Source organism: Aeromonas sp. V90_14, assembly GCF_029967615.1.
GTDB classification, from domain to species: Bacteria; Pseudomonadota; Gammaproteobacteria; order Enterobacterales; family Aeromonadaceae; genus Aeromonas; species Aeromonas hydrophila.
Genome location: NZ_JASCAS010000003.1, coordinates 135016 through 155868 on the forward strand (window position 1 = coordinate 135016; position 20853 = coordinate 155868).

The window sequence follows — 20853 nt, forward strand, 5'->3', positions numbered from 1 at the left end:
CAGAGGCTGATTTCATGAGAAAAAAGAGTCGTATCACCTTGAACCGCATGAACATGTGGCAGTACGCCCTGCTGCTGCTCATGCTGTTCACCTTTGCGTTTTACTCCCTGCCCACCTTCTTCGGTGAGCAGCCCTCCCTCGGTCTGCACGGCCAGACCAGCCTGACCGAGGCGCAGCGTACCCTGCTGGCCGACAACCGCATCGAGCCACTCAAGCAGGTGCAACAGGGTGAGCGGGTCGAGCTGGTGTTTGCCAGCCAGGCCGAACAGCAGCGCGCCAAGCAGCTGCTGGAGCAGCAGGGCTACGACAGCTCGGCGCTGACCCTGGAGTTCTACTCCAACGCCCCGGGCTGGATCAGCCAGCTTGGCGCCGCCCCCATCAAGCTCGGGCTGGATCTGCGCGGTGGCTCCCAGCTGCTGATCGGGGTCGATCTGAGCTTCGTGGTCGACAACCAGACCAAGAACCTGGTGGACATGCTGCGCACCCAGTTTCGCGAGGCGCGCCTGCGCGGTGCCAACGTGGCCCGGGTGAGCGAAGGGGAGGTGAGGGTGATTTTGCCTGAGGTGGCCGATCAGGCGCCCTGGCTCACCATCATCAAGGATTCCGCCGGCACCCGGCAGGATCAGTGGACCCTCAAGCGCAGCGGCAACGAGCTGCGACTGGTGATGAGCGAGGCCGAGCGCACCCTGCTGGCCAACAACGCGGTGACCCAGAACCTGTCGATCCTGAAAAAGCGGATCAACGAGCTCGGCATCGTCGAGGCCTCGGTACAGCGCCAGGGTCAGGACGGCATCCGCATCGAGCTGCCCGGGGTGCACAATCCCAAGCAGGCGAAAGAGGTGATCGGGGCTACCGCCTCGCTGGCCTTCTACGAGGCCCAGGCCGACAGCCGCTTCTTCATGGCGGATCGCAATGGCCAGGCGGTGGGGCTGGCCCGCAAGCCGGTGCTGACCGGCGAGCACATCGTCGATGCCCGCGCCAACATGGGCGAGATGGGGCAACCCCAGGTCAACATCGTGCTCGACAGCCTGGGCGGCAGCAAGATGAACCAGTTCAGCCGCCAGAACGTGGGCAAGCCGATGGCAACCGTCTTTACCGAGTACAAGACCAATGCCGAAGGCAAGCTGCGGGCCAGGAGCGAGGTGATCAACGTCGCCACCATCCAGACCGCCCTTGGCAACCAGTTCCGCATCACCGGGATCGGCAGCCTGCCGGAAGCCCAGGAGCTGGCCATGCTGCTGCGCGCCGGCGCCCTCACCGCGCCCCTCAAGATCCTGGAAGAGCGCAGCATAGGCCCGACCCTGGGTCTGCAGAACATCGAGGCGGGTTTTACCGCCCTGGCGTTCGGCATGGCGGGCATGATGTTGTTCATGATGGCCTGGTATCGCAAGTTCGGCTGGGTCGCCATCACCGCGCTCATCGCCAACTTGTTGATGCAGGTGGGCATGCTGGCGGTGCTGCCGGGCGCGGTGCTGACCCTGCCGGGGATCGCCGGTCTGGTGCTCACCGTCGGCATGGCGGTGGATACCCACGTGCTGATCTTTGAGCGGATCAAGGACCGGCTGCGGGAAGGGGGCTCGTTGGCCAACGCCATCGACTTTGGTTACCGCTCGGCGTTTCGCACCATCTTCGATGCCAACATCACCACCCTGATCTGTGCCGTGGTGCTCTATGCCATCGGTTCCGGGCCGCTGCAGGGCTTCTCCATCACCCTGATCCTGGGCCTCATCTCCAGCATGGTGACCGGCATCTGGGGCACGCGCGCCATCATCAACCCCCTGTGGGGCAAGAGCAGCGCCAAGCTGCTGAGGGTGTGACCATGACTGTCCACCACCTGTGTCATCGCGCCGCGCGTTCGAGCCTGCTCCGCGCCCGCGTCACGCGCTTCCCTGCGGGAAGCCCGAGCCATCTGCCGTCGAGGGAACAACAATGCTGAGAATGATCATTGCCATGGGGCTGACCCGCTGGCGTTACATTGGCCTGTGGGCCTCCGTGCTGCTGACCGTGGCGAGCATCGCGGTGCTCGCCATCAACGGCCTCTCCCTCGGTCTCGACTTCACCGGCGGCATCCTGCTGGAGTTTCGCATCCAGACCCTGAAGGAGGCCCACGAGCTCAACGCCCTGTTGACGGCCCCCCTGGCGGGTGTGGTCGAGCTGCACGGTGCCGGCGTGCCCGGCGAGTGGCTGATCAAGCTGCCGCCCCACGAGCTGCCCTGGGCGGCCGAGGAGCTGGCGGTGATGCTGGGTCAGCAGCTCAACCTGCCGGTGGAGCTGCTGCGCACCACCATCGTCGGCCCCCAGGTGGGCGCCGAGCTGTTCCAGCAGGGGATGCTGGCGGTGCTGGTGGCCTCGCTTGCCATCTCCGCCTACCTGGCGGTGCGCTTCGAGTGGCGCCAGGCCATCGGCATCCTGGTATCGGTGCTGCACGATGGTCTGGTGGCGCTGGGGCTGCTGGCGCTGTTCAACATCGAGTTCGATCTCAACGTCATCGCCGGTCTGATGGCGGTGATCGGCTACTCCCTCAACGACAGCATCGTCATCTCCGACCGCTTGCGGGACTTGCTCAGCTCGCGCACCCAGATGGGGATCCACGACTGCTCTGATGTGGCCATCAAGGCCACTTTCAGCCGCACCATGATCACCTCGGGCACCACCCTGTTCACGGTGGGGGCCCTGCTGCTGTTCGGTGGCGACGCCCTCTACGGTTTCTCCTTCACCCTGTTCGCCGGCATCCTGGTGGGCACCATCTCCTCCATCACGGTGGCCTCCACCGTGCAGGAGCTGCTGGGCCTCTCGCCGCAGGCTTACCAGAAAAAAGAAGAGGAGCTGGCGGAGGCGGCGTGACCCCGCCATTCCCATGCAAAACGGGCCCTCGGGCCCGTTTTTTTATGCGCAGCTGAAATGAGGCTCAAAAGCCCGAGTCAGGTTGCAGCAAGAAGGCGGCCTCCTCGGCCGTGTCCTGGCGGCCCAGGATGGCGTTGCGGTGGGGGAAGCGGCCAAAACGCTCGACGATCACCTGATGGCGGCGGGCAAAGTCGGCAAAGCCGGCGAAGGTCTCCCGCGCCGGGCCGTCAGCCTGCTCGGCCGCCAGCCCCTCGAACAGGGTCACGCTTCTGGCCTGCTGCTCGCGGGATTCGGCGTGCTCCAGCGGCAGGTAGAAAAAGACCCGCCCCAGCGGCGGCAGCGCCAGATCTGCCTCCAGAGAGAGCCCCTTGAGGCAGAGATCCCGCGCTTTGGCATCCTGGGCAAAGGCGGCGGGGGTGCCGCGGTGGATGTTGCGCGGCAGCTGGTCCAGCAGCAGGATAAGGGCCAGCCGGCCCTCGGCCGCGTCGGCCCAGTGGGCGAGCTCGCCGGCGGCGGCTGCCGCGGCCAGGTCACCGAAGCGGCTGGCGAGCAGGGCGTCGGTGTCGCTGTTTTTGCCCCACCAGAGGGGTGCTTGGCGTTTGGCGCGGGTGACGTCGTCGGTCTCTTCGCCAAACCAGAATGTGATCAGCGGTTGCCAGGGTTGCATGGAATACTCCTTGGGCCTGCGGGCACCGGATGAAACAAGGCCAAATGACCCTGATGTGGTTGCTGCCGAACGGGCGGCTTCTCGTTACACTGTGCCATCTTTTCCCGCAATAGGGATCCCCCTTCGGCCGGCATCGGTTGGTCGGTCCTGTCGGATGACATGGCCAATGTACTCGATGGTGTGGCGCTGATGATGTGGCCAACAAGGGCGTGGTGTGCTGCGGGAAGCTCTCTTCTACTGACATAAGGATTCTCTGATATGGCCGGAACCAGTTTGTTGGCCCTGCTCGACGATATTGCCAGCGTGCTCGACGACGTGGCGCTGATGACCAAGATGGCGGCGAAGAAGACCGCCGGGGTGCTGGGGGACGATCTGGCCCTCAATGCCGAGCAGGTTTCCGGGGTGCGCGCCGAGCGGGAGCTGCCGGTGGTGTGGGCGGTGGCCAAGGGGTCGTTTCGCAACAAGCTCATTCTGGTGCCTGCCGCCATCGCCATCAGTGCGCTGGTGCCCTGGCTCATCACCCCGCTCCTGATGCTGGGGGGCGCCTACCTTTGCTTCGAGGGGGCCGAGAAGCTGGTCCACAAGTTTCTGCCCCATGAGGCGAGCGAGGGGGAGGCACACACCGCCCCCATTCCCGATGATCTGGTGGCGTTTGAACAGCAGAAGATAAAGGGGGCCATTCGCACCGACTTTATTCTGTCGGCCGAGATCATCGTCATCGCCCTTGGCACGGTACAGGGGGCGAGCCTGGCGCTGCAGCTGTCGGTGGTGGCGGGCATCGCCCTGCTGATGACGGTGGGGGTCTACGGCCTGGTGGGGCTCATCGTCAAGCTCGACGACATCGGCCTGCACCTGCTGCAAAAGCCAGATGGCAGTGCGTTGCGCCGGGCGGTGGGGCAGGGGCTGCTGGTGACGGCGCCGCGACTGATGCACCTGCTGGCACTGGTCGGCACCATCGCCATGTTCATGGTGGGGGGCGGCATCCTGGTGCACGGCTGGCCTTTCGTGCATCACCTGATTGAAGGGGCGGCCGCCGCCGTGGCTACCTTGCCTGCGGTCGGCGCAGCCCTCGCGCTGGTGACGCCGACCCTGCTCAACGCCGTGGCCGGTGTGGTGGCCGGGCTGGTGCTGGTGCTGGCCATGACCCTGGTGAGCAAGCTCAAACCCGCCAAATAGTACCGGCGGGCTGACCATCGCGGGCATATCCCTGCGATGGGAGCATTCCGTCAGATACTGTCTCGTCTGTTGCCTCGGATGGGGGCTAGGCAAGGGTCTGCCCCCTTCGTACTATCCGGCTGACACCCGCTCACAGAGGCGGGGTCAGCCCACATGGACGCAAACAGACAAGGAAGCTCATGAAACCACCCGTTTGGCTGGATGATCACATCTATGCCGCCCCCGACTGCCCGGCGATCGACGCCGATTTCCAGCTTGCCCGCGAGGCCCTTAACCGCCTGCAACCCCTGCTGGATGAACTCACCAAGACCAACGACATCAATGCCTTGCGCCATCTGCTTCGGGCCATCCGGGCCTGCTGGCGCGAGGTGCGCCAGCTGGAGTGGAACTGCCAGACCTACGGCTACAACCGGCTCAGCCGGGATGGACACGACGAGGCGGCCCGGGTGCTGCTCTCTCGTGGCCAGCAGTTGCAGGCGAGCCTGGCCCAGCTTTGCAAGACGGTGACCCTGTTCTGGGTGCGCGCTCCCGAGGAGCAGGTGCGCGCCCTGCTGCAGGATCCCGAGCTGTTCGAGCTCGCCTACGCCATTCGTCACGACCGGCGCCAGCAGGATCAGTGGCTCTCTCTGGAGAGTGAGCAGTTGATCGCGGGGCTGAGCGTGGACGGCCTGCAGGGGTGGGGGGATCTCTACGACAACCTGGTAGGAAGGCTCAGGCCGGTGGTGGAGGGGCAGCCCATGGGGCTGGCCCAGGCGGACAACCTGCTGGCCCACCCGCAGCGGGCGCGGCGCGCCGCCGCCTGGCACGCCATCCAGGCCGCCTGGGGGGCAGAGCAGGAGACGGTGGCCGCCATCCTCAACGCCATTAACGGTTGGCGCAACGAGCTGACCCGCCAGCGTGGCAGGGCACGCAGGTGGGATGCGCTAGACGTTTCCTGCCATCAGGGGCACCTGGAGCGGGTCACCCTGGAGACCCTGATGACGGCGGCCGGCGAGCACAAGGAGCTGGGGCGACGGGCCCTGCGCGCCATGGCCTGTGCCCAGCAGATCAACGACTTCGCCCCCTGGGATCTCTATGCCCCGGCGCCGGCTGTGGCGAGCGGCCTTATCAGCTTCGAGCAGGCGCTGACCCTAGTGGCCGACGCCTTCGCCGGCTTTGACCCCGAGATGGGGGCCTTTGCCCGCATGATGGCTGCCAATGGCTGGATTGACGCTGCCCCGAGTGAACACAGGCGCAGCGGTGCCTACAGCACCGAGTATGCCGAGCCGCCCGAGCCGCGGGTGTTTCTCACCTTCGAGGGGACCCTGGACAACGTCATCACGCTCGCTCATGAGTTGGGGCACGCCTGGCACAGCTGGCTGCTGCGGGAGTTGCCGCTGGAGCAGCGTGACTACCCCAAGACGCTGGCGGAGACCGCCTCCCTGTTTGCCGAGGCGCTGGTGCGCGATGCCCTGCTGGCGGCCACCGACAACATGGAGCAGCGCCGGGCCATCGCCTGGCTGGACGGGGAGCGTGCCGCCAGCCTGCTGCTCGACGTGCCGGCCCGCTTTACCTTCGAGCGGGCCCTGGTGACGGCGCGGGAGCAGGGCTACGTGGGGGCCGGCCAACTGCGGCAGATGATGAAATCGGCGCAACAGCAGTGGTATGGTGACACCCTGAGTCAATATGACGAGCTGTTCTGGGCCAGCAAGGGCCACTTCTCCATCGCCGAGCTCGGGTTCTACAACTACCCCTATCTGTTTGGCTACCTGTTCAGCCTGGGGCTCTATGCCCAGCAGGCGCGGGCGGGGCGCGAGTTCGTTCACGCCTATCGGGAGCTGCTGCGCGACACCGGGCGCATGAGCGCAGAAGAGCTGGTGGAGAAGCATCTGGGGGTCGACATCCGTGCGCCCGCCTTCTGGCAGGAGAGCCTCGATTATGTGGAAGAGGCGGTTGCCCGTCTCGAGCGGCTGGTGTAGGCAGCACGACGGTTTTTATCCTGGTGGCGGGCCCTGTGGCTCGCCACGCGTATTCAACGGGGCTCGGCCCCGCAACCTGATGACGAGCATTTGATGCAGCAACGAATCTACCCACAACAGTGGCAAAACCAGCATATCTATCCCGCCCTCGACTGCCCGCAGGTGGCCGCCGATCTCGCCCTGGCGCGTGCCAGTGTGGACGAACTCGGCCTGTTCATCGAGGGGCTTGGCGCCGTGCGGGCCAATGCGCAGGCACTGCAGGATTTCTTGCGTGAAGTGCGGCTGCGGGCCCAGCGCATTCGCAACATCGGCTGGAACCTGGCCGTGTTGGCGGCCTGTCGGGGCAGTCAGGATGCCCGCGACGAGCTGGCCAAGCAGCTGGCCTCCCGCGCCCGCGCCCTCAATGCCGATCTGTTCAAGACCCTGGCCCCGGTCGAGGATCTGATGCTGGCGCTGCCGGAGGCTGAATTTGAGCAGCTGATGGCCGACTCCCTGGTGGGGGAGGAGGCGTACCGGCTGCGTCACGAGCGCCGCTTGCAGGATCAGCGCCTGCCGGTGGAGGCGGAGCAATTGGTGATCGGCCTTGGTACCGACGGTCTGCACGCCTGGGGCAACCTCTACAACGATCTGGTGGGCAAGATCCGGCTGGTGATCGATGGCCGCGAGATGGGGCTGGCCGAGGCGAGCAACCTGCTCTCCAGCCCGCTGCGCGCCCTGCGCCGGGAGGCGTTCGATGCCATCAGCGCCGGCTGGGAGGGGGAGCAGGAGACGGTGGCCGCCATTCTCAACGCCATCAATGGCTGGCGGCTTGAGCTTTCGCGCCAGCGCGGCCGCAGCCGCCAGCTCGATGCGCTCGACCTTTCCTGCCATCAGAGCCACATCGAACGGGCGACCCTGGATACCCTGATGCAGGAGACCTGGCGCGCACGTGGGCTTGGTCAGCGGGCGCTGGGGCTGATGGCCGAGCGCCTTGGCATCGAGGAGCTGGGGCCGGAGGATTTGTTTGCCCCGCCGCCGGCCGCGGTGAGCCGCGAGATCCCGTTCGAGGAGGCCATCGAGATCATCGCCGAGGCATTCTCTCGTTTTGATCCCGAGATGGGCGAGTTTGCCCGTATGATGGCCGAAAAGGGGTGGATAGATGCCGGGCCCACCCCCAACCGGCGCACCGGGGCCTACTGCACCAAGTTTGCCGAGCCGGTGGAGCCGCGGGTCTTCATCACCTATGCCGGCACCATGGACAACGTCATCACCCTGGCCCATGAGCTCGGCCACGCCTGGCACAACTGGCTCATTCGCGATCTGCCCATGAGCCAGCGCAGCTACCCCATGACGCTGGCCGAAACCGCCTCCATCTTCGCCGAGACCCTGGTGCGCAGCGCCCTGTTCGAGCAGGCGCAGACCCCCGAAGAGCAGCAGGCCATCGCCTGGGCGGAAGCGGACGGCGCCGCCACCTTCCTGGTCAATATCCCGGCTCGCTTCGATTTCGAGCGCGCCCTGGTGGCGGAGCGGGCGGCGGGCTATGTCTCGCCGGCCCGGCTCAAGGCGTTGACCGACGAGGCCTGGGGACGCTGGTACGAGCAGAGCCTGTGCCGCTATCACCCCCTGTTCTGGGCGGCCAAGGCGCACTTCTCCATCGCGGGGCTGGGTTTTTACAACTATCCCTACCTGTTCGGCTATCTGTTCAGCCTCGGCGTCTATCAGCAACTGATGCATCGTCAGAAGGCGGGAGAACAGAATGTGGCCCAGGCCTATCGCGACCTGCTGCGCGATACCGGTCGCATGAGCGCCGAAGATCTGGTGGCCAAGCACCTGGGCCAGGACATCCGCCAGCCCGTCTTTTGGCAGGGCAGCCTGGCGCTGGTAGCAGCGGCAGTGGAGCGTTTCGCCCAGACCCGCGGCTAACACCGGCTTGTTGAATGAAACCGCCGGGCAGCCATGCTGCCCGGCGGTTTTTTATGAGGCGGGTTTGCCTGGTTGCGGCTGAGCGGGCGGGCGCACCGGCCCTACCAGCAGGGGCCTCGGCTGGTGGCGCAGGTCCGGCTGGTAGCCGTTGAAAAAGAGGTTGAGCAGCACCGAGCTGAGGGTGGCCAGCAGGATGCCGCTGTGAAACAGCGGTTGCAGGGCGGCGGGGAAGTGCTGGAAGAAGTGGCCGGAGACGGTAGGGATCATGCCGACGCCTAGGCTGATGGCGACGATGTAGAGGTTGTGGCGATTGCTGTTGTAGTCGGCCCTAGCCAGGATGCGGATGCCGGTGGCCAGTACCATGCCGAACATCACGATGCCGGCACCCCCCAGCACGAAGGGGGGAATGGAGGCGACCAGCACCGACATCTTGGGCACCAGGCCGAAGGCGAGCAGGATCCCCCCCGACATGACGCAGACCCAGCGGCTCGACACCCCGGTCACGCTCACCAGCCCGATGTTCTGGGAGAAGGAGGTGTGGGGGAAGCTGTTGAAGATGCCGCCGATGATGGTGCCGATGCCGTCCACCCGCAGGCCGCGCACTATGTCGCCCCGGCTGGCCGGGTGGCCGACGATGTCGCCGAGCGCCAGAAACATCCCCATCGACTCGATGAAGGTGATCAGCATGATGACGGTGAGGGTGGCGATGGAGATGGGATCGAAGGTGGGCCAGCCGAAGGCGAACGGCACTATGGGGGCGAACCAGGCCGCCTCGCCGAGCCCGTCCAGGCTCACTTCTCCCATGGCGATGGCCACCCCGAAGCCGAACAGGATGCCGAGCAGCACCGAGATGTTGCTGAAAAAGCCCTTGGTGAAGCGGGTCACCAGCAGGATAAAGGCCAGTACCAAAAAGCTGGTGCCGATGTAGCGCAGGCTGCCGTACTCGGGGTTGCCCTTGCCCCCCGCCATCCAGTCGATGCCCACCTGCATGATGCTGATGCCGATGGAGGTGATGACCACCCCGGTCACCACGGTGGGGAAAAGCGGCATCAAGCGGCCGATGAGGGGCACCAGCAGGGTGGAGAGGATGCCGGCGGCGATGGTGGCGCCGAAGATGCCGGTGAGCCCCAGCGCCGGGTTGGCGCCGATGGCCAGCATGGGCATGACGGCGGCGAAGGTGACCGACATAATGACTGGCAGGCGGATCCCGGCGAAGCGGCCGATGCCAAGGCACTGCAGCAGGGTGACGATGCCGCAGCAGAAGAGATCCGAACTGATGAGATAGGAGATTTGATCCTTGGGCAGTCCCAGGCTGCCGCCGATGACCAGCGGCACCGCCACGGCGCCGGCATACATCACCAGCACATGCTGCAGGCCAAGGGTAAAGAGCTGGCCGGGGGGGAGCAGGCGCTCCACTTCGTCGATGGCGCGGCCCTTGGCCGCCCCGGGGGGCTGGGTCTGGTTCATGAACAGATCACTCCTTGCGACCCGGCGGCGAGAGCCGGGCAAGATGGGGCAGGCTGGCTGCCCCGTTCATGGATGGGGTCCGGGTCGCCCTGGATCCGGCCGCGCAGGCGAAGGTTGCCTTCACGCGGTATCGCAGGGGGAGTGCAGGAACCGTGCACAGCCGGCATGCATGGGTGTCTGTTGGCCCTGTTCATGCGCATTTTTGCTGGCGGGATCACGCTTGCACGCGCCGACGGCTGACAATCGTTTGCCAGTCGATGGTGGCGGGCTTTCAGATTGGTAGCCCGGTTATCATTTCGGTCGGCCGGGCTCTCAGATTGATAGCCGGCAGCGGACGGTTGCGCACCGTCTGGTTTCATCCGTAACCGAGGGCGTGATCCAAAGCAAGAAAGTAGGATGTTTTGGTGGCGCAGGGCCCTGCCGCTGGGGTAGTTTCGATAAAACCGACACAGATCCTGAGGTCTTATCCATGATCATCTATCTGCATGGCTTCGATGCCACCAGCCCGGGCAATCACGAGAAAGTGCTGCAGTTGCAGTTTATTGATGATGATGTGCGTTTCGTGCACTACAGCACGGTTCACCCCCGTCATGACATGAGCCACCTGCTCAAGGAAGTGAAGAAGCAGCTCGACATGAGCACCGATCCCAAGCCCCTCATCTGCGGGGTGGGGCTGGGTGGGTACTGGAGCGAGCGCATCGGCTTCCTGTGCGGCATCAAGCAGGTGATCTTCAACCCCAACCTGCACCCCGAAATCACCATGCAGGGCAAGATCGACCGACCGGAAGAGTACGAGGATATCGGCACCAAATGTGTGTCTGAATTTCGTAGTAAAAATTCAGGAAATTGCCTCTGCATCCTTTCCGTTCAGGATGAAGTGCGCGATAATGGCGAAACTGAGCGTGAATTGAAGAATTATTACAACATCGTGTGGGATGAGCGAGAGACGCACAAGTTCAAGAACATCTCTCATCACCTGCAACAGATGAAGGCTTTCAAAGAAGCCTGATTGATCGTCACGTCATGGATTCAACTATCAAGGGAGCCGATGGCTCCCTTCGCTTTAATGGAACCGAGGTAATTAACCATGACCAATATTGTTGTCGTCGGCGGCGGTGCCGGCGGTCTGGAGCTGGCCACCAGCCTGGGCCGCAAGCTGGGCAAGAAGAACAAGGCCAAGATCACCCTGGTTGATCGCAACCGTACCCACCTGTGGAAACCCCTGCTGCACGAAGTGGCCACCGGCTCCATGGACGCGGGCATCGACGCCTTGAGCTACCAGTCCCACGCCAAGAACCACGGCTTCGACTTCCAGCTGGGTACCCTGACCGACATCAAGCGCGACGAGAAACGCATCGTGCTGGGGAAGATCGTCGACGATAACGGCGACATCGTGGTCAACGAGCGCGAGCTGCCCTACGACTACCTGGTGATGGCCATCGGTTCCGTCTCCAACGACTTCAACACCAAGGGCATCAAGGATCACTGCATCTTCCTGGACAGCCCCTCCCAGGCGCACCGTTTCCACAACAGCATGATGAACCGCTTCCTGCAGTTCGCCACCGAATACCAGCCGGGCGACAAGGTGAAGATTGCCATCGTCGGCGGCGGCGCCACCGGCGTCGAGCTCTCTGCCGAGCTCTACAACGCGGTCGAGCAGCTCTACGCCTACGGCTTCAAGAACCTCACCACCGACAGCCTGAAGGTGACCCTGGTGGAAGCGGGCCCCCGCATTCTGCCGGCCCTGCCGGAGCGCATCAGCGGCGCAGCTCACCAGGAGCTGGTCAAGCTGGGTGTGGACGTGCGTACCGCCACCATGATCACCGAAGCGACTGCCGATGGTCTGCATACCAAGGATGGCGAGCTGATTGAAGCGGACCTGATGGTGTGGGCTGCCGGCATCAAGGCGCCGGACTTCATGAAGGATATCGCCGGTCTTGAGACCAACCGCATCAACCAGCTGGTGGTGAAAGAGACTCTGCAGACCACCCGCGACGAGAACATCTTCGTCATCGGTGACTGCGCCGCCTGCCCGCAGCCGGACGGCAAGTTCGTGCCGCCGCGCGCCCAGTCTGCCCACCAGATGGCGAGCCAGGCGTTCAAGAACATCCTGGCCAAGATGAACGGTGGCGAGCTCAAGCCCTACCTATACCACGACCACGGTTCGCTGGTATCCCTGAGCCGCTTCTCCACCGTGGGCAGCCTGATGGGCAACCTGATGCGCGGCTCCATGATGGTGGAGGGCTACATCGCCCGTCTGGTCTACATCTCGCTCTACCGGATGCACCAGATCGCCCTGCACGGCTACGTCAAGACCGGCCTCATCATGCTGGTGGGTCGCATCAACCGGGTGCTGCGCCCGACCCTGAAGCTGCATTAAGTCGCCTTGGGCAAACGTGGCGGGGCGGCAACGGCCCCGCGCACCATGAAACGCGCACCATGAAAAAGGAGAGGCCCTGGCCTCTCCTTTTTTGTTGCTGGGGTATCAGGAGGCGTCCACCTGCAGGGTACGCACCTCGGTGAGGGCGGCGGTGAAGAACAGCCGCGCCAGCTCCGGATCTCCTTGCCCGGCATCGCGGGCGACGTTGGCAATGTCACCGCCGAGCAGGCTGATGGTGTTGCCCACCTTGCTCACCCGATCGATGAGGGAGCCGAACTGCTGGGAGAAGGCCGTCGTCTGGCCGAGGAAGCCTTGCTGACGCTGGATCTGCCCCTCAATCTGGTTCACCTGTCCCTCCAGGCTGCTCACCTTGTTCTGGGTCTGCGTCAGGGTGACGGCCAGGGCGATGAGGCCCGGCAGCCCCAGCAATCCCAGCCCCAGCAGGTAGAGTTTTTTCTTGTTGAGGGAGTCGAGCTCCTGCCGGGCGCCGTCCAGGTTGGATTGCAGCCCGGCGATGGTGGCTTGCAGCTCCACGCCGATCCGTTGCAACGCGATGTTGTCTTGCGTGATGCGATCGTTGGCGGTCTGGCTGGCGGTCAGGGTCTGGGCGGTCAGGGTCTGGATGGGGGCGATCTCCTGCTGGACCAGATCGACGAACGCCTTGAGCGCATCGGGGTTGAACGGGCCGGTATTGGCCAGCTGCTGGGTCAGTTGCAGCTCCAGGCGGGCAGCAAATGCCAGGACCTGCTGCTGCATGGTTTGCACCTGGGGCAGCAGGGCGGCAACCACCTCACCGACGTTCTGCTGGATGTTGACGGCGTTTTGCGGCAGACCGCTGAAGGACTGAATGGTCGCTTCGGCCTGCTGCATGTTGGCAATGGATTGGGAAAGAATGCCGTTGCTCATGGGGTCTCCTTATGAAAGAGGGCGGCCAGGCCGCCCTCCCGGGGTTTAGGCGGCCAGGCGCGCCACGAAGTTGGCGATGGTGTCGGTCTGCGGCACTTGCAGCGGGCTCACCCCGGCCATCTGGGCCTTGATGGTGGTCACGTCGGTGAGCACCGTCTTGACCGTGGTGTCGGCGGCGGTCAGCCAGAGCTGACGGATGTCGTCGCCGCTGGTGATCCCCTTGTCCAGGTCGGTGATCAGGCTGCCCAGATCGGAGGTGAGGGAGTCCCAGGCGTTGCTCATCTGGGTGGCGGCGGTGACGGCGTTTTGCGCCTGTACCTGCAGCCCCTTGTAGCCGTTGCCGATCTGGGTGGCGATCAGCACCTCGCTGTTGAGGCTGCTGCGTTTCTGGTACAGATCCTGGCGGGCGCCCAGCGAGTTGTGCAGCACTATGGCGCCAGCCGTGATACCGCCGGCCCCGGCCACCATCATGGCAACCCCGCCGATGACCACCGGGGTCGAGGTGCCGGCGGTGACGAAGTCAGCCACTGCGCCGATGGCGGTGACGAAGGCGCCACCAATCACCAGCAGCCCCCCGGCGACGATGCCGGCGATGGCGCCGTCGATGGCCGCGTTCACCTTGTCGATGTCGCCGTTGAGCTGGGCGAGCACCCCGTTATCCCCCTGCACCTTGCTGTTGAGGTTCACCACGATTCCCTGGAAGTTGCTGGAGTCGGTGATGAGGTTGTTGTTGAGATTGACGATCACCAGGCGGGTATCGGAGGAGAGCCGCTGATATTCGGTGGCCTGCTCCTTGATGACGCTCAGCTGCCTGAGCCACTGCGCCTTGGTGGAGCCGGGCGGCAGCACGGCCGGAATGGCGTTTTGCAGGGCAAAGTAGTTGGAGATGTTGCTGATGTTGGTGATGATCTGCGGCTGGATGGTATTGAGATAGAGGTCGGCGTGCCCCTTCGCCAGATCGAGCCCCTGGTTGATCTGGGTCTGGTTGTCCTTGAGGTTCGGGAACTGGCTGAAGTCCACCGGCACCTGTTGCTTGACGCTGTTGCAGTAGGTCTGGATCTGCATGGCTTGGGAAGCCTGGTTGGCCATACCCTGGTCCATGGTGATGGTTGTTGCGTTGGTCATTTGGCGTGTCCTTGCGTGGTGGGATTAAGCGTCGGGCAGGATGCCGTTGCCGGCGTAGGCTGCCTTGATGTCGTCAACCTGGCTCGAGAGCAGCTGCCAGGACTGGGTGTTGAGCGCCACGGTGCGTCGCAGCTGGCGTACGTCGTCGGGACTGTTGAGGTCAGTGACCACGGGCACGGCCCCTTGATAGGCGTCGGCCACCTTCTGCCAGCCTGCGGGCAACTGGGTGACGGTGTCGGCAACCCGGCTGTAGGTGTCGACAAACAGCTGGTTTTGCGCCTGCACCGACTTGGCCACGCTCAGCAGGGCGTTGGTGGCGGCCAGCGCCTGATAGGCCTGGGCCAGCTTGTCGGTGTTGGTCTTGAGCTCGCGGGCCGCCTGGCTGGAGCCAGCGATGCCGGAGGAGAGTGCCTTGAGGCCGGAGATCATGTACTGGGTCTGCTGATCGGTCTCTTTGGCTATCTCCTGCGACGTGGCGGGTTTGGCCCCCTTGTCGGCCGGTTTCTGCTCCAGCGTCAGCGAGGTGACGATGGCTCGCCCCAGCTGGTTGACCCCTTCACCGGCCTTGCCACCCTCATCGACGATCGCCTGGATATTGGCGGCGATAGCCTGGTTGAGGGCGTCAATGATCTCGGTCTGACGCTTGGCGTCGGCCATCAGATCCTGCTCGAGCTGGGTGATGACGCCGTTGAACTGGGTCATCAGGGGGCGCAGGGAACCCCAGGCCACCTGCACGCGGGTATTGAGTGCCTGGGCATTGAGCCGGTAGCTCTGGGCCTGATCGACGAGGGACGTCAGTTGTTGTCCCAGCCGGGCTCCGCCCGAGAGAACGGCGGCGTCGTCTTCCTGACCCAGCAGGCGGTTGAACGCGGCGACCAGGGCATAGAAGTTGGAGCCGTTGCTCAGCAGATGGATAAGGCCGGACAGGTTGGTCTGCTGGTAATAGCGTGCCTGGTTCATCATCTGGGCCTGATAGGCCTCGATTTTTACCGCGAGGGTGGAGTCGATCTCGCTGTTGGCCAAGGACTGCTGCATCAACAGCAAGTTCGCATAGGTCTGGTTGAGCAGGGCGGGTGAGGTCGCCGACAGGTAGGCGGCCAGCAGACCTTGATCCCCCAGATCCAGGGTGGCGATCGTGGTCATGACATGGCCTCCATCGCGGTGTCGGCGAGCGGACTGGCGGGGGAACATGCCCCCAGTGCGAGGGTGGGGTGAGGTAGTCGGGTATCCTGCTGCATCATGCTGCTCTCCTCGTGACGAAGTGGGTCTGTCCCCGCGCTGGTGCCGGGACAGACTCACCCTAGGGAAAGGCAAAATGGGTCACAACTGATAGTTTTGTCACTTGATGTTTGAGCCGGATCGGCTAATGAAAGGGGCGTCTGCACGGGGTGTTTTGGCGGCCCGGCGTTGTCTTTTGCCGATAACTTACCGCCGGTAAACAGGCCTGCCAACGGGCTGTGGCTGTGGGATATGGAGCAATATCAGCCAGGGTCTGGCTGGCACGTATCGAGTCTGCCTGCTTGCCTGGTCCCCTGCGCTGCTTTAGGCTGTCTCCCCAGTACACTCCACAAGGAAAGCAAGATGATCCTCTCAACCACTCCCACCCTGGAAGGCAAGACCATTCGCGAGTACCGCGGCATCGTCGTGGGCGAAGCCATTCTCGGCGCCAACGTGTTCAAGGATCTGTTCGCCGGCATCCGCGACATCATCGGCGGCCGCTCCGGCGCCTATGAAAAAGAGCTGGCCCGGGCCCGGGAAATCGCCTTCGACGAGCTCAAGGAGCGTGCCGCGGCGCTGGGCGCCAATGCGGTGGTCGGCATCGACATCGACTACGAGGTGGTGGGGCAAAGCGGCAGCATGCTGATGGTCAGCATCAGCGGCACTGCCGTGCTGGTCTGACCCCTTTGAAGCAACAAAAAAAACCGGCCACCTCGTGCCGGTTTTTCTGTTTCTGCGTGTCGGCGTGGAGTGATGGCGACCGAGCCGCCGTCTGCTCTTGATGGCCAGCCACTATAAGCAGTACGGCTGATGCGCGCCATACTTGTCACAAGAGAGGACGGTCCGGAGGTCAATCATGTCCCATGTTCGCTGGTTATTGCTGTGGTGCTGGTTGGGCAGCGCCATGGGGGCAAGCATTCAGGCGGTGACAGAGGAGCTGCCCCCTTATAACTACCGGGACGGAAATGGTCAGGCCACCGGGCTGTCGGTGGATATGCTGCACCGAATGCTGGAGGTCAGCGGTGTCACGCTCGACAGCAAGGGGATACAGCTGCTGCCTTGGGCGCGGGCCTATCAGATGGCGCAATATGATCCCAATACTGTCATCTTCAGCATGATACGGCTGCCGGAGCGGGAGGCGCTCTTCCATTGGGTTGGTCCAATCGGTCCTCGCGTCATCTGGTTCTATCGCTTGGCAAGCCGTACCGATCTGGTGGCCAGTCAGCTGGCCGAGCTGGCTCCCTGGCGGATTGCCGTGGTGCGAGATTCGGCGATGGCCCGAGAGTTGTCGGGAAAAGGGCTCAATCTGGTATTGGTGCATGACGAGGATGACAAGTTTCGCATGATGCTGCGCGGGAGGGCGGACATAGCCCCGGCCATGCAGATGGGGGCTGCCTATCACATAGAGTCATTGGGACATCATTACTCGGATTTTGTCCCCATGTTCCAGTTTCAGGAGACCATGCTGTTCTACTTCGCCTTCAGCCGCAACACGGATGAAGCCACCATCAAGCTGCTGCAGAAGGCATTCGATCAGATGCGCAATGACGGCTCCTACGAGGAGATCACCCAGAAATGGGTGCACCGCTTCTGGATCAAGCCGGCGAGCGAATGAGTTGTTCGTACATTCACGCAGCACTCGCGCTCCTGATGACTCGCCGGGTTGCACTGGCCACTCTCTTGGTTCTGTCCTCTTTTCCTGCTGTCTTTAGGGTCATGGCATGGCTATTATGAGTCCTTTCTTGTGGCTGCCATGCCCTGGATGGCCAAGTCTGGAACAGGACCGTTTACGATGACAACACTCAAACCGCCGGGGCTCAAGCCCGGCGATACCATCGGCTTTTTTTCTCCCTCCAGTGCGGCCACCGCCTGGGCGCCAAACCGCTTTGCCCGTGCCGGGGCGTTTCTGGAGGGGCAGGGCTTCAGACTCAAGGCCGGCAGCCTCACCGGCCAGCAGGATCACTGGCGATCCGGCTCCATCGCCGCCCGGGCTGACGAGCTCAATGCCCTCATTCGCGATCCAGCGGTGCGCTGTATCATGTCGGTGATTGGCGGCAACAACTCCAACTCCCTGCTGCCCCACCTCGATTTTGATGCGCTAAAGCGTGATCCCAAGATAGTCATCGGTTACTCCGACGTGACGGCCCTGCTGCTCGGCATTCATGCCCGCACTGGCCTAGTCACCTTCTACGGCCCGGCGCTGGTGGCCTCGTTCGGCGAGTTGCCGCCGCTGGTGGACGAGACGCTGGCGGGCTTTCGCCAGATCTGCCAGGCCGGTGGCGCCGCCGTGCCCCACACAGTGCCGACCCCGGCGCAATGGACCGAGGAACGGCTTGACTGGGAGAACCAGACCCGGGCCAAGCAGTGCCAACCAAACCGGCTTATCTCGGTGGGCTCCGGTCGGGTGCGGGGCCGGCTTATCGGTGGCAACCTCAATACGATGGCGGGGATCTGGGGCTCCCCCTATATGCCGGACATCGAGCAGGGGGACATTCTGCTGCTGGAAGACAGCCTCCATTTGGCAGCGACGGTGGAGCGCTCGTTTGCCCACCTCAAGCTGTGCGGGGTGTTTGATCGCATCGGCGCCCTGGTGCTCGGCAAACACGAGCTGTTCGACTGTCAGGGCAGCGGCCGGCGGCCGCTCGATATCCTGCTGGAGGTGGTGGGGGAGCCGACCTTCCCCATTCTGGCTGAGTATGACTGCGCCCATACCCACCCCATGCTGACCCTGCCCCTTGGCATCGAGGCGATGCTGGATCTCGATGCCCAGCGTCTCACCCTGTGCGAGCCCTGGCTCGGCGAGTGAGTCCGCTCTGGCTGCCATCGCCGCATCGGCACATAGACAAAGAGGTCGCCTGGGCGACCTCTTTGTCATCTGTTCCGCGGTAGCGGGGCTCAGGGCAGAGCGTCGGGCCGGAAGCTGGCGCGGATCTGCGGTACCAGAGGGGCTACATCGAATCCCTTCTCTTCTCCCAGCACCGGGTGGAGCAGGGCCAGATCAGGGATGGGGGTCATGTCGCCCGCCAGCAGCTGGCGAGTGGCCTGGCCCATCTGATAGAGCTGGCGCACCGGGGCAAACTGGGTCGCCAGATTGAGGGAGTCATCGGCGCGGGCAAAGGCCATCATGGGGATCTGGTAGCTGGCATCGCGGGGCGGCTTGTCGCCGTGAATGCCCTTGCCGGCGGACATCAGGAACGGCTGATGATCGCCAAACGCCACCACCAGGTAGCGTTTGCCTGAGCGATCCAGGCTGGTCAGCAGATGTTCCAGCGACGCCATGGCATCCACCACGCCGGTGTAGTAGGTGTTGAGCAGCTGACGGTCGGCATCGCTCTGATCCGGGCAGGCCTTGTCGAGCTGCTGGGCCTGGTAGCGATCCCCGTCGAAGGGGCCGTGCCCCTGCATGGTGACCGCGTAGGCAAACAACGGCTGCTCATCCTGCTCGCTGCGCTTGAGCAGGTGGTCGATGAGGGCATCATCCGAGATATAGAGCCCCTTGTGCTCGAGCGTGGTGAAGCGGGTGTCGAACCAGCGCTCCTCATAGCCAAGGGCCGGGATCGCCTTGGCACGGCCCCAGAATTTTTCCACATAGGGGTGGGCAAACAGGGTCTGGTAGCCACTTTGCCTCGCACTTTGCGCCAGGCCCGGCACCTGCTCCGAGAGGTAGTAGTAGGGCACCACCCCCTGTTTGAGCAGCCCCACCGGCAGACCGGTGTTCATCTCGAACTCCGCCAGTACCGTCATGCCGCCGGTGGTGGGGGAGTGGATGGTCTTGTGCCACTGCTGCACGCTGGCCGGCAGGCTCAAGGTGGGGGGCGGCGCGCAGATCTTGCCCTGCCAGCCGAGCCAGAGGGATTCATATTGCAGCACGATCACCAGATCGAAACGGGGCGGCTGGCTCAGGCTGACGTGGCTGAGCTGAGGGGTGAACTCGTTGATCTGCAAGGGATAGCGAAATACGCTGCCGCTTTGCAGCATCTCGTCCACCAGGTTGAACAGATAGAGGCCGGGGCCCGAGCGGATGATGTCTCTGTGGTAGTTGACCGCTCTGTCCACGTAGCGAATGTTGGGCCCCAGCAGCTTGTTGCCGGTCTGGGTGGCGAACACGCACAGCGCAAAGAAGGCGGCGGTGGCGGCCAGGGTGCGCAGGATCCAGCGCGACAGGGCGAAGCGCCAGCACAAGAAGAGGGCGAGTGCACCGCCCAGCAGCGGCAGCACCGGGTGCTGCTCCAGCAGGATGCGCAGCAGCGCCACCAGGTTGCCGAGATCGTCCCCCCCGAGCGGTACCCCGTAGATGGCGATCTTCATGAAGTTGGCGAGCAGCCCGATGCCGGACAGCGCCGTGAACACCAGTCCCATGTAGAGGTTGAACCCCGCCAGCGCGCAGAGGCTCCAGCCCAGCACCATGCTGCCCCAGGCGAGGTAGTAGTGCTCGGGGCGAAAGCCTGACCAGAGCAGAAACTCCCCCAGTTTGAACACCACGAAGCCGTGCAGCAGCACGAAGGTGAGGTTGCCGAGCAGCAGGCTGCCGGCGACGCGCCAGCGCAGATTGCGCCTGAGGGTGGGCAGCACCACCTTCAGCACGGCGGCGCTCAGGGCCAGCACCAGCAGCAGACTGGTGCAGAGATAGCTGAGGTTGAAACCCCGCTCCGGCAGGGTTTGCAGGATCTGGCTGAATTCACCGCTCTCGGGTCTCTCCTTGAGCAGCAGGCCGATCCGCAACTGATAGCGGCTGGCCAGGGCGTCGTCGGGGGCGCGCAGGGTACTGTTGAGATCCAGGGTGCAGCGCCCCTTGCGGCACTGCTGGCGCTTGTCCACCGGCTGGCTCAGCTGATCGATGCGCTCGCCCCTCTCATTGAGCAGCTCCACCCTGACCTTGTCACCCTCCTGCAGCGGCCCGCGCAACTGCCACTGGCTGCGAACCACCAGATAGAGGCCGCGGCTGTCGCTCTTGTAGAGCAGGGCGTGACGGGTGAGGGTGGCGATGGGGTTGTCCGCCGGCCCCAGCACCAGCGGCTGGGCTCGACCGAGCCAGCTGGCGGGGTTGATCTGCGGCAGCAACAGGGTCAGCAGCAGCAGCGCGGCCAGCATGGCGAGCAGCACGGAGGGCAGAGCGGGCACCCTAGCTGACAAGCGCGCTGAAGTGGGGGCTTTCATATGGGCTCATCCTTTGAGCGAGTTGCGATGAAACATGGCTGCTGCATTTAATT

The 20853-nt window shown here is 64.0% G+C and carries 16 protein-coding genes; 10 read left to right on the forward strand and 6 right to left on the reverse strand.

The features are described from left to right. The first annotated feature begins 14 nt into the window (after positions 1-14). Together secD and secF are read left to right on the forward strand one after the other, a co-directional pair. Positions 15-1817, forward strand: coding sequence for a protein translocase subunit SecD (gene secD / locus QLG02_RS04230; RefSeq protein ID WP_024944905.1), 1803 nt, complete (start codon positions 15-17; stop codon positions 1815-1817). A 112-nt stretch (positions 1818-1929) separates the two neighbouring features. After that, positions 1930-2844: a protein translocase subunit SecF gene (secF, locus tag QLG02_RS04235; protein ID WP_024944906.1), complete on the forward strand. Its 915-nt coding sequence runs from the start codon at positions 1930-1932 to the stop codon at positions 2842-2844. Between the two features lie 64 nt (positions 2845-2908). Here the strand turns inward: secF and QLG02_RS04240 are convergent, their stop codons facing one another. Further along, on the reverse strand, positions 2909-3511 hold the full coding sequence (locus QLG02_RS04240) for a DUF924 family protein (protein WP_282464587.1): 603 nt from the start codon (positions 3509-3511) through the stop codon (positions 2909-2911). Positions 3512-3769: 258 nt separating this feature from the next. On the opposite strand from QLG02_RS04240, the gene QLG02_RS04245 reads away from it, so the two are divergent. From QLG02_RS04245 to QLG02_RS04255, 3 genes are all read left to right on the forward strand, one after another. Next, complete coding sequence (locus QLG02_RS04245; protein ID WP_202010515.1) at positions 3770-4687, forward strand: DUF808 domain-containing protein; 918 nt, start codon at positions 3770-3772, stop codon at positions 4685-4687. A gap of 179 nt (positions 4688-4866) precedes the next feature. Further along, positions 4867-6645: a M3 family oligoendopeptidase gene (locus QLG02_RS04250; RefSeq protein WP_282464588.1), complete on the forward strand. Its 1779-nt coding sequence runs from the start codon at positions 4867-4869 to the stop codon at positions 6643-6645. 93 nt (positions 6646-6738) lie between these two features. Continuing rightward, positions 6739-8547, forward strand: coding sequence for a M3 family oligoendopeptidase (locus tag QLG02_RS04255; RefSeq protein WP_282464589.1), 1809 nt, complete (start codon positions 6739-6741; stop codon positions 8545-8547). Between the two features lie 51 nt (positions 8548-8598). On the opposite strand, the gene QLG02_RS04260 is transcribed toward QLG02_RS04255, so the two are convergent. Continuing rightward, positions 8599-10014: a nucleobase:cation symporter-2 family protein gene (locus QLG02_RS04260; protein ID WP_016351065.1), complete on the reverse strand. Its 1416-nt coding sequence runs from the start codon at positions 10012-10014 to the stop codon at positions 8599-8601. A 469-nt stretch (positions 10015-10483) separates the two neighbouring features. Between QLG02_RS04260 and ycfP the strand changes: the two genes are divergently transcribed. Further along, positions 10484-11023, forward strand: a complete 540-nt coding sequence (gene ycfP, locus QLG02_RS04265) for an alpha/beta hydrolase YcfP (RefSeq protein WP_016351064.1) — start codon at positions 10484-10486, stop codon at positions 11021-11023. A 78-nt stretch (positions 11024-11101) separates the two neighbouring features. After that, complete coding sequence (locus QLG02_RS04270; RefSeq protein WP_282464590.1) at positions 11102-12394, forward strand: NAD(P)/FAD-dependent oxidoreductase; 1293 nt, start codon at positions 11102-11104, stop codon at positions 12392-12394. 105 nt (positions 12395-12499) lie between these two features. On the opposite strand, the gene QLG02_RS04275 is transcribed toward QLG02_RS04270, so the two are convergent. The 3 genes from QLG02_RS04275 to QLG02_RS04285 are packed head-to-tail and all read right to left on the reverse strand — an operon-like array spanning position 12500 to position 15568. Next, positions 12500-13300 (reverse strand): hypothetical protein, encoded by an 801-nt coding sequence (locus QLG02_RS04275; RefSeq protein WP_065477052.1) that lies wholly within the window; start codon positions 13298-13300, stop codon positions 12500-12502. Between the two features lie 45 nt (positions 13301-13345). Beyond that, positions 13346-14425 (reverse strand): HBL/NHE enterotoxin family protein, encoded by a 1080-nt coding sequence (locus tag QLG02_RS04280; protein WP_016351061.1) that lies wholly within the window; start codon positions 14423-14425, stop codon positions 13346-13348. A 24-nt stretch (positions 14426-14449) separates the two neighbouring features. Further along, entirely contained in the window at positions 14450-15568 is a 1119-nt protein-coding gene (locus QLG02_RS04285; RefSeq protein ID WP_282464591.1) for a hypothetical protein, read from the reverse strand. Positions 15569-16006: 438 nt separating this feature from the next. Here QLG02_RS04285 and QLG02_RS04290 point away from each other — a divergent pair, with 438 nt between their 5' ends. The 3 genes from QLG02_RS04290 to QLG02_RS04300 all read left to right on the forward strand — a co-directional run bounded on the left by QLG02_RS04290 (position 16007) and on the right by QLG02_RS04300 (position 18449). Then, the gene (locus QLG02_RS04290) at positions 16007-16324 is read left to right on the forward strand and encodes a heavy metal-binding domain-containing protein (RefSeq protein ID WP_011706400.1); all 318 of its coding nucleotides are present in this window, start codon (positions 16007-16009) and stop codon (positions 16322-16324) included. Between the two features lie 175 nt (positions 16325-16499). Continuing rightward, the gene (locus QLG02_RS04295) at positions 16500-17258 is read left to right on the forward strand and encodes a transporter substrate-binding domain-containing protein (RefSeq protein WP_282464592.1); all 759 of its coding nucleotides are present in this window, start codon (positions 16500-16502) and stop codon (positions 17256-17258) included. A gap of 177 nt (positions 17259-17435) precedes the next feature. Beyond that, positions 17436-18449: a S66 peptidase family protein gene (locus QLG02_RS04300; RefSeq protein ID WP_282464593.1), complete on the forward strand. Its 1014-nt coding sequence runs from the start codon at positions 17436-17438 to the stop codon at positions 18447-18449. Between the two features lie 89 nt (positions 18450-18538). Here the strand turns inward: QLG02_RS04300 and QLG02_RS04305 are convergent, their stop codons facing one another. Beyond that, entirely contained in the window at positions 18539-20800 is a 2262-nt protein-coding gene (locus QLG02_RS04305; RefSeq protein WP_282464594.1) for an LTA synthase family protein, read from the reverse strand. Positions 20801-20853 lie beyond the last annotated feature (53 nt).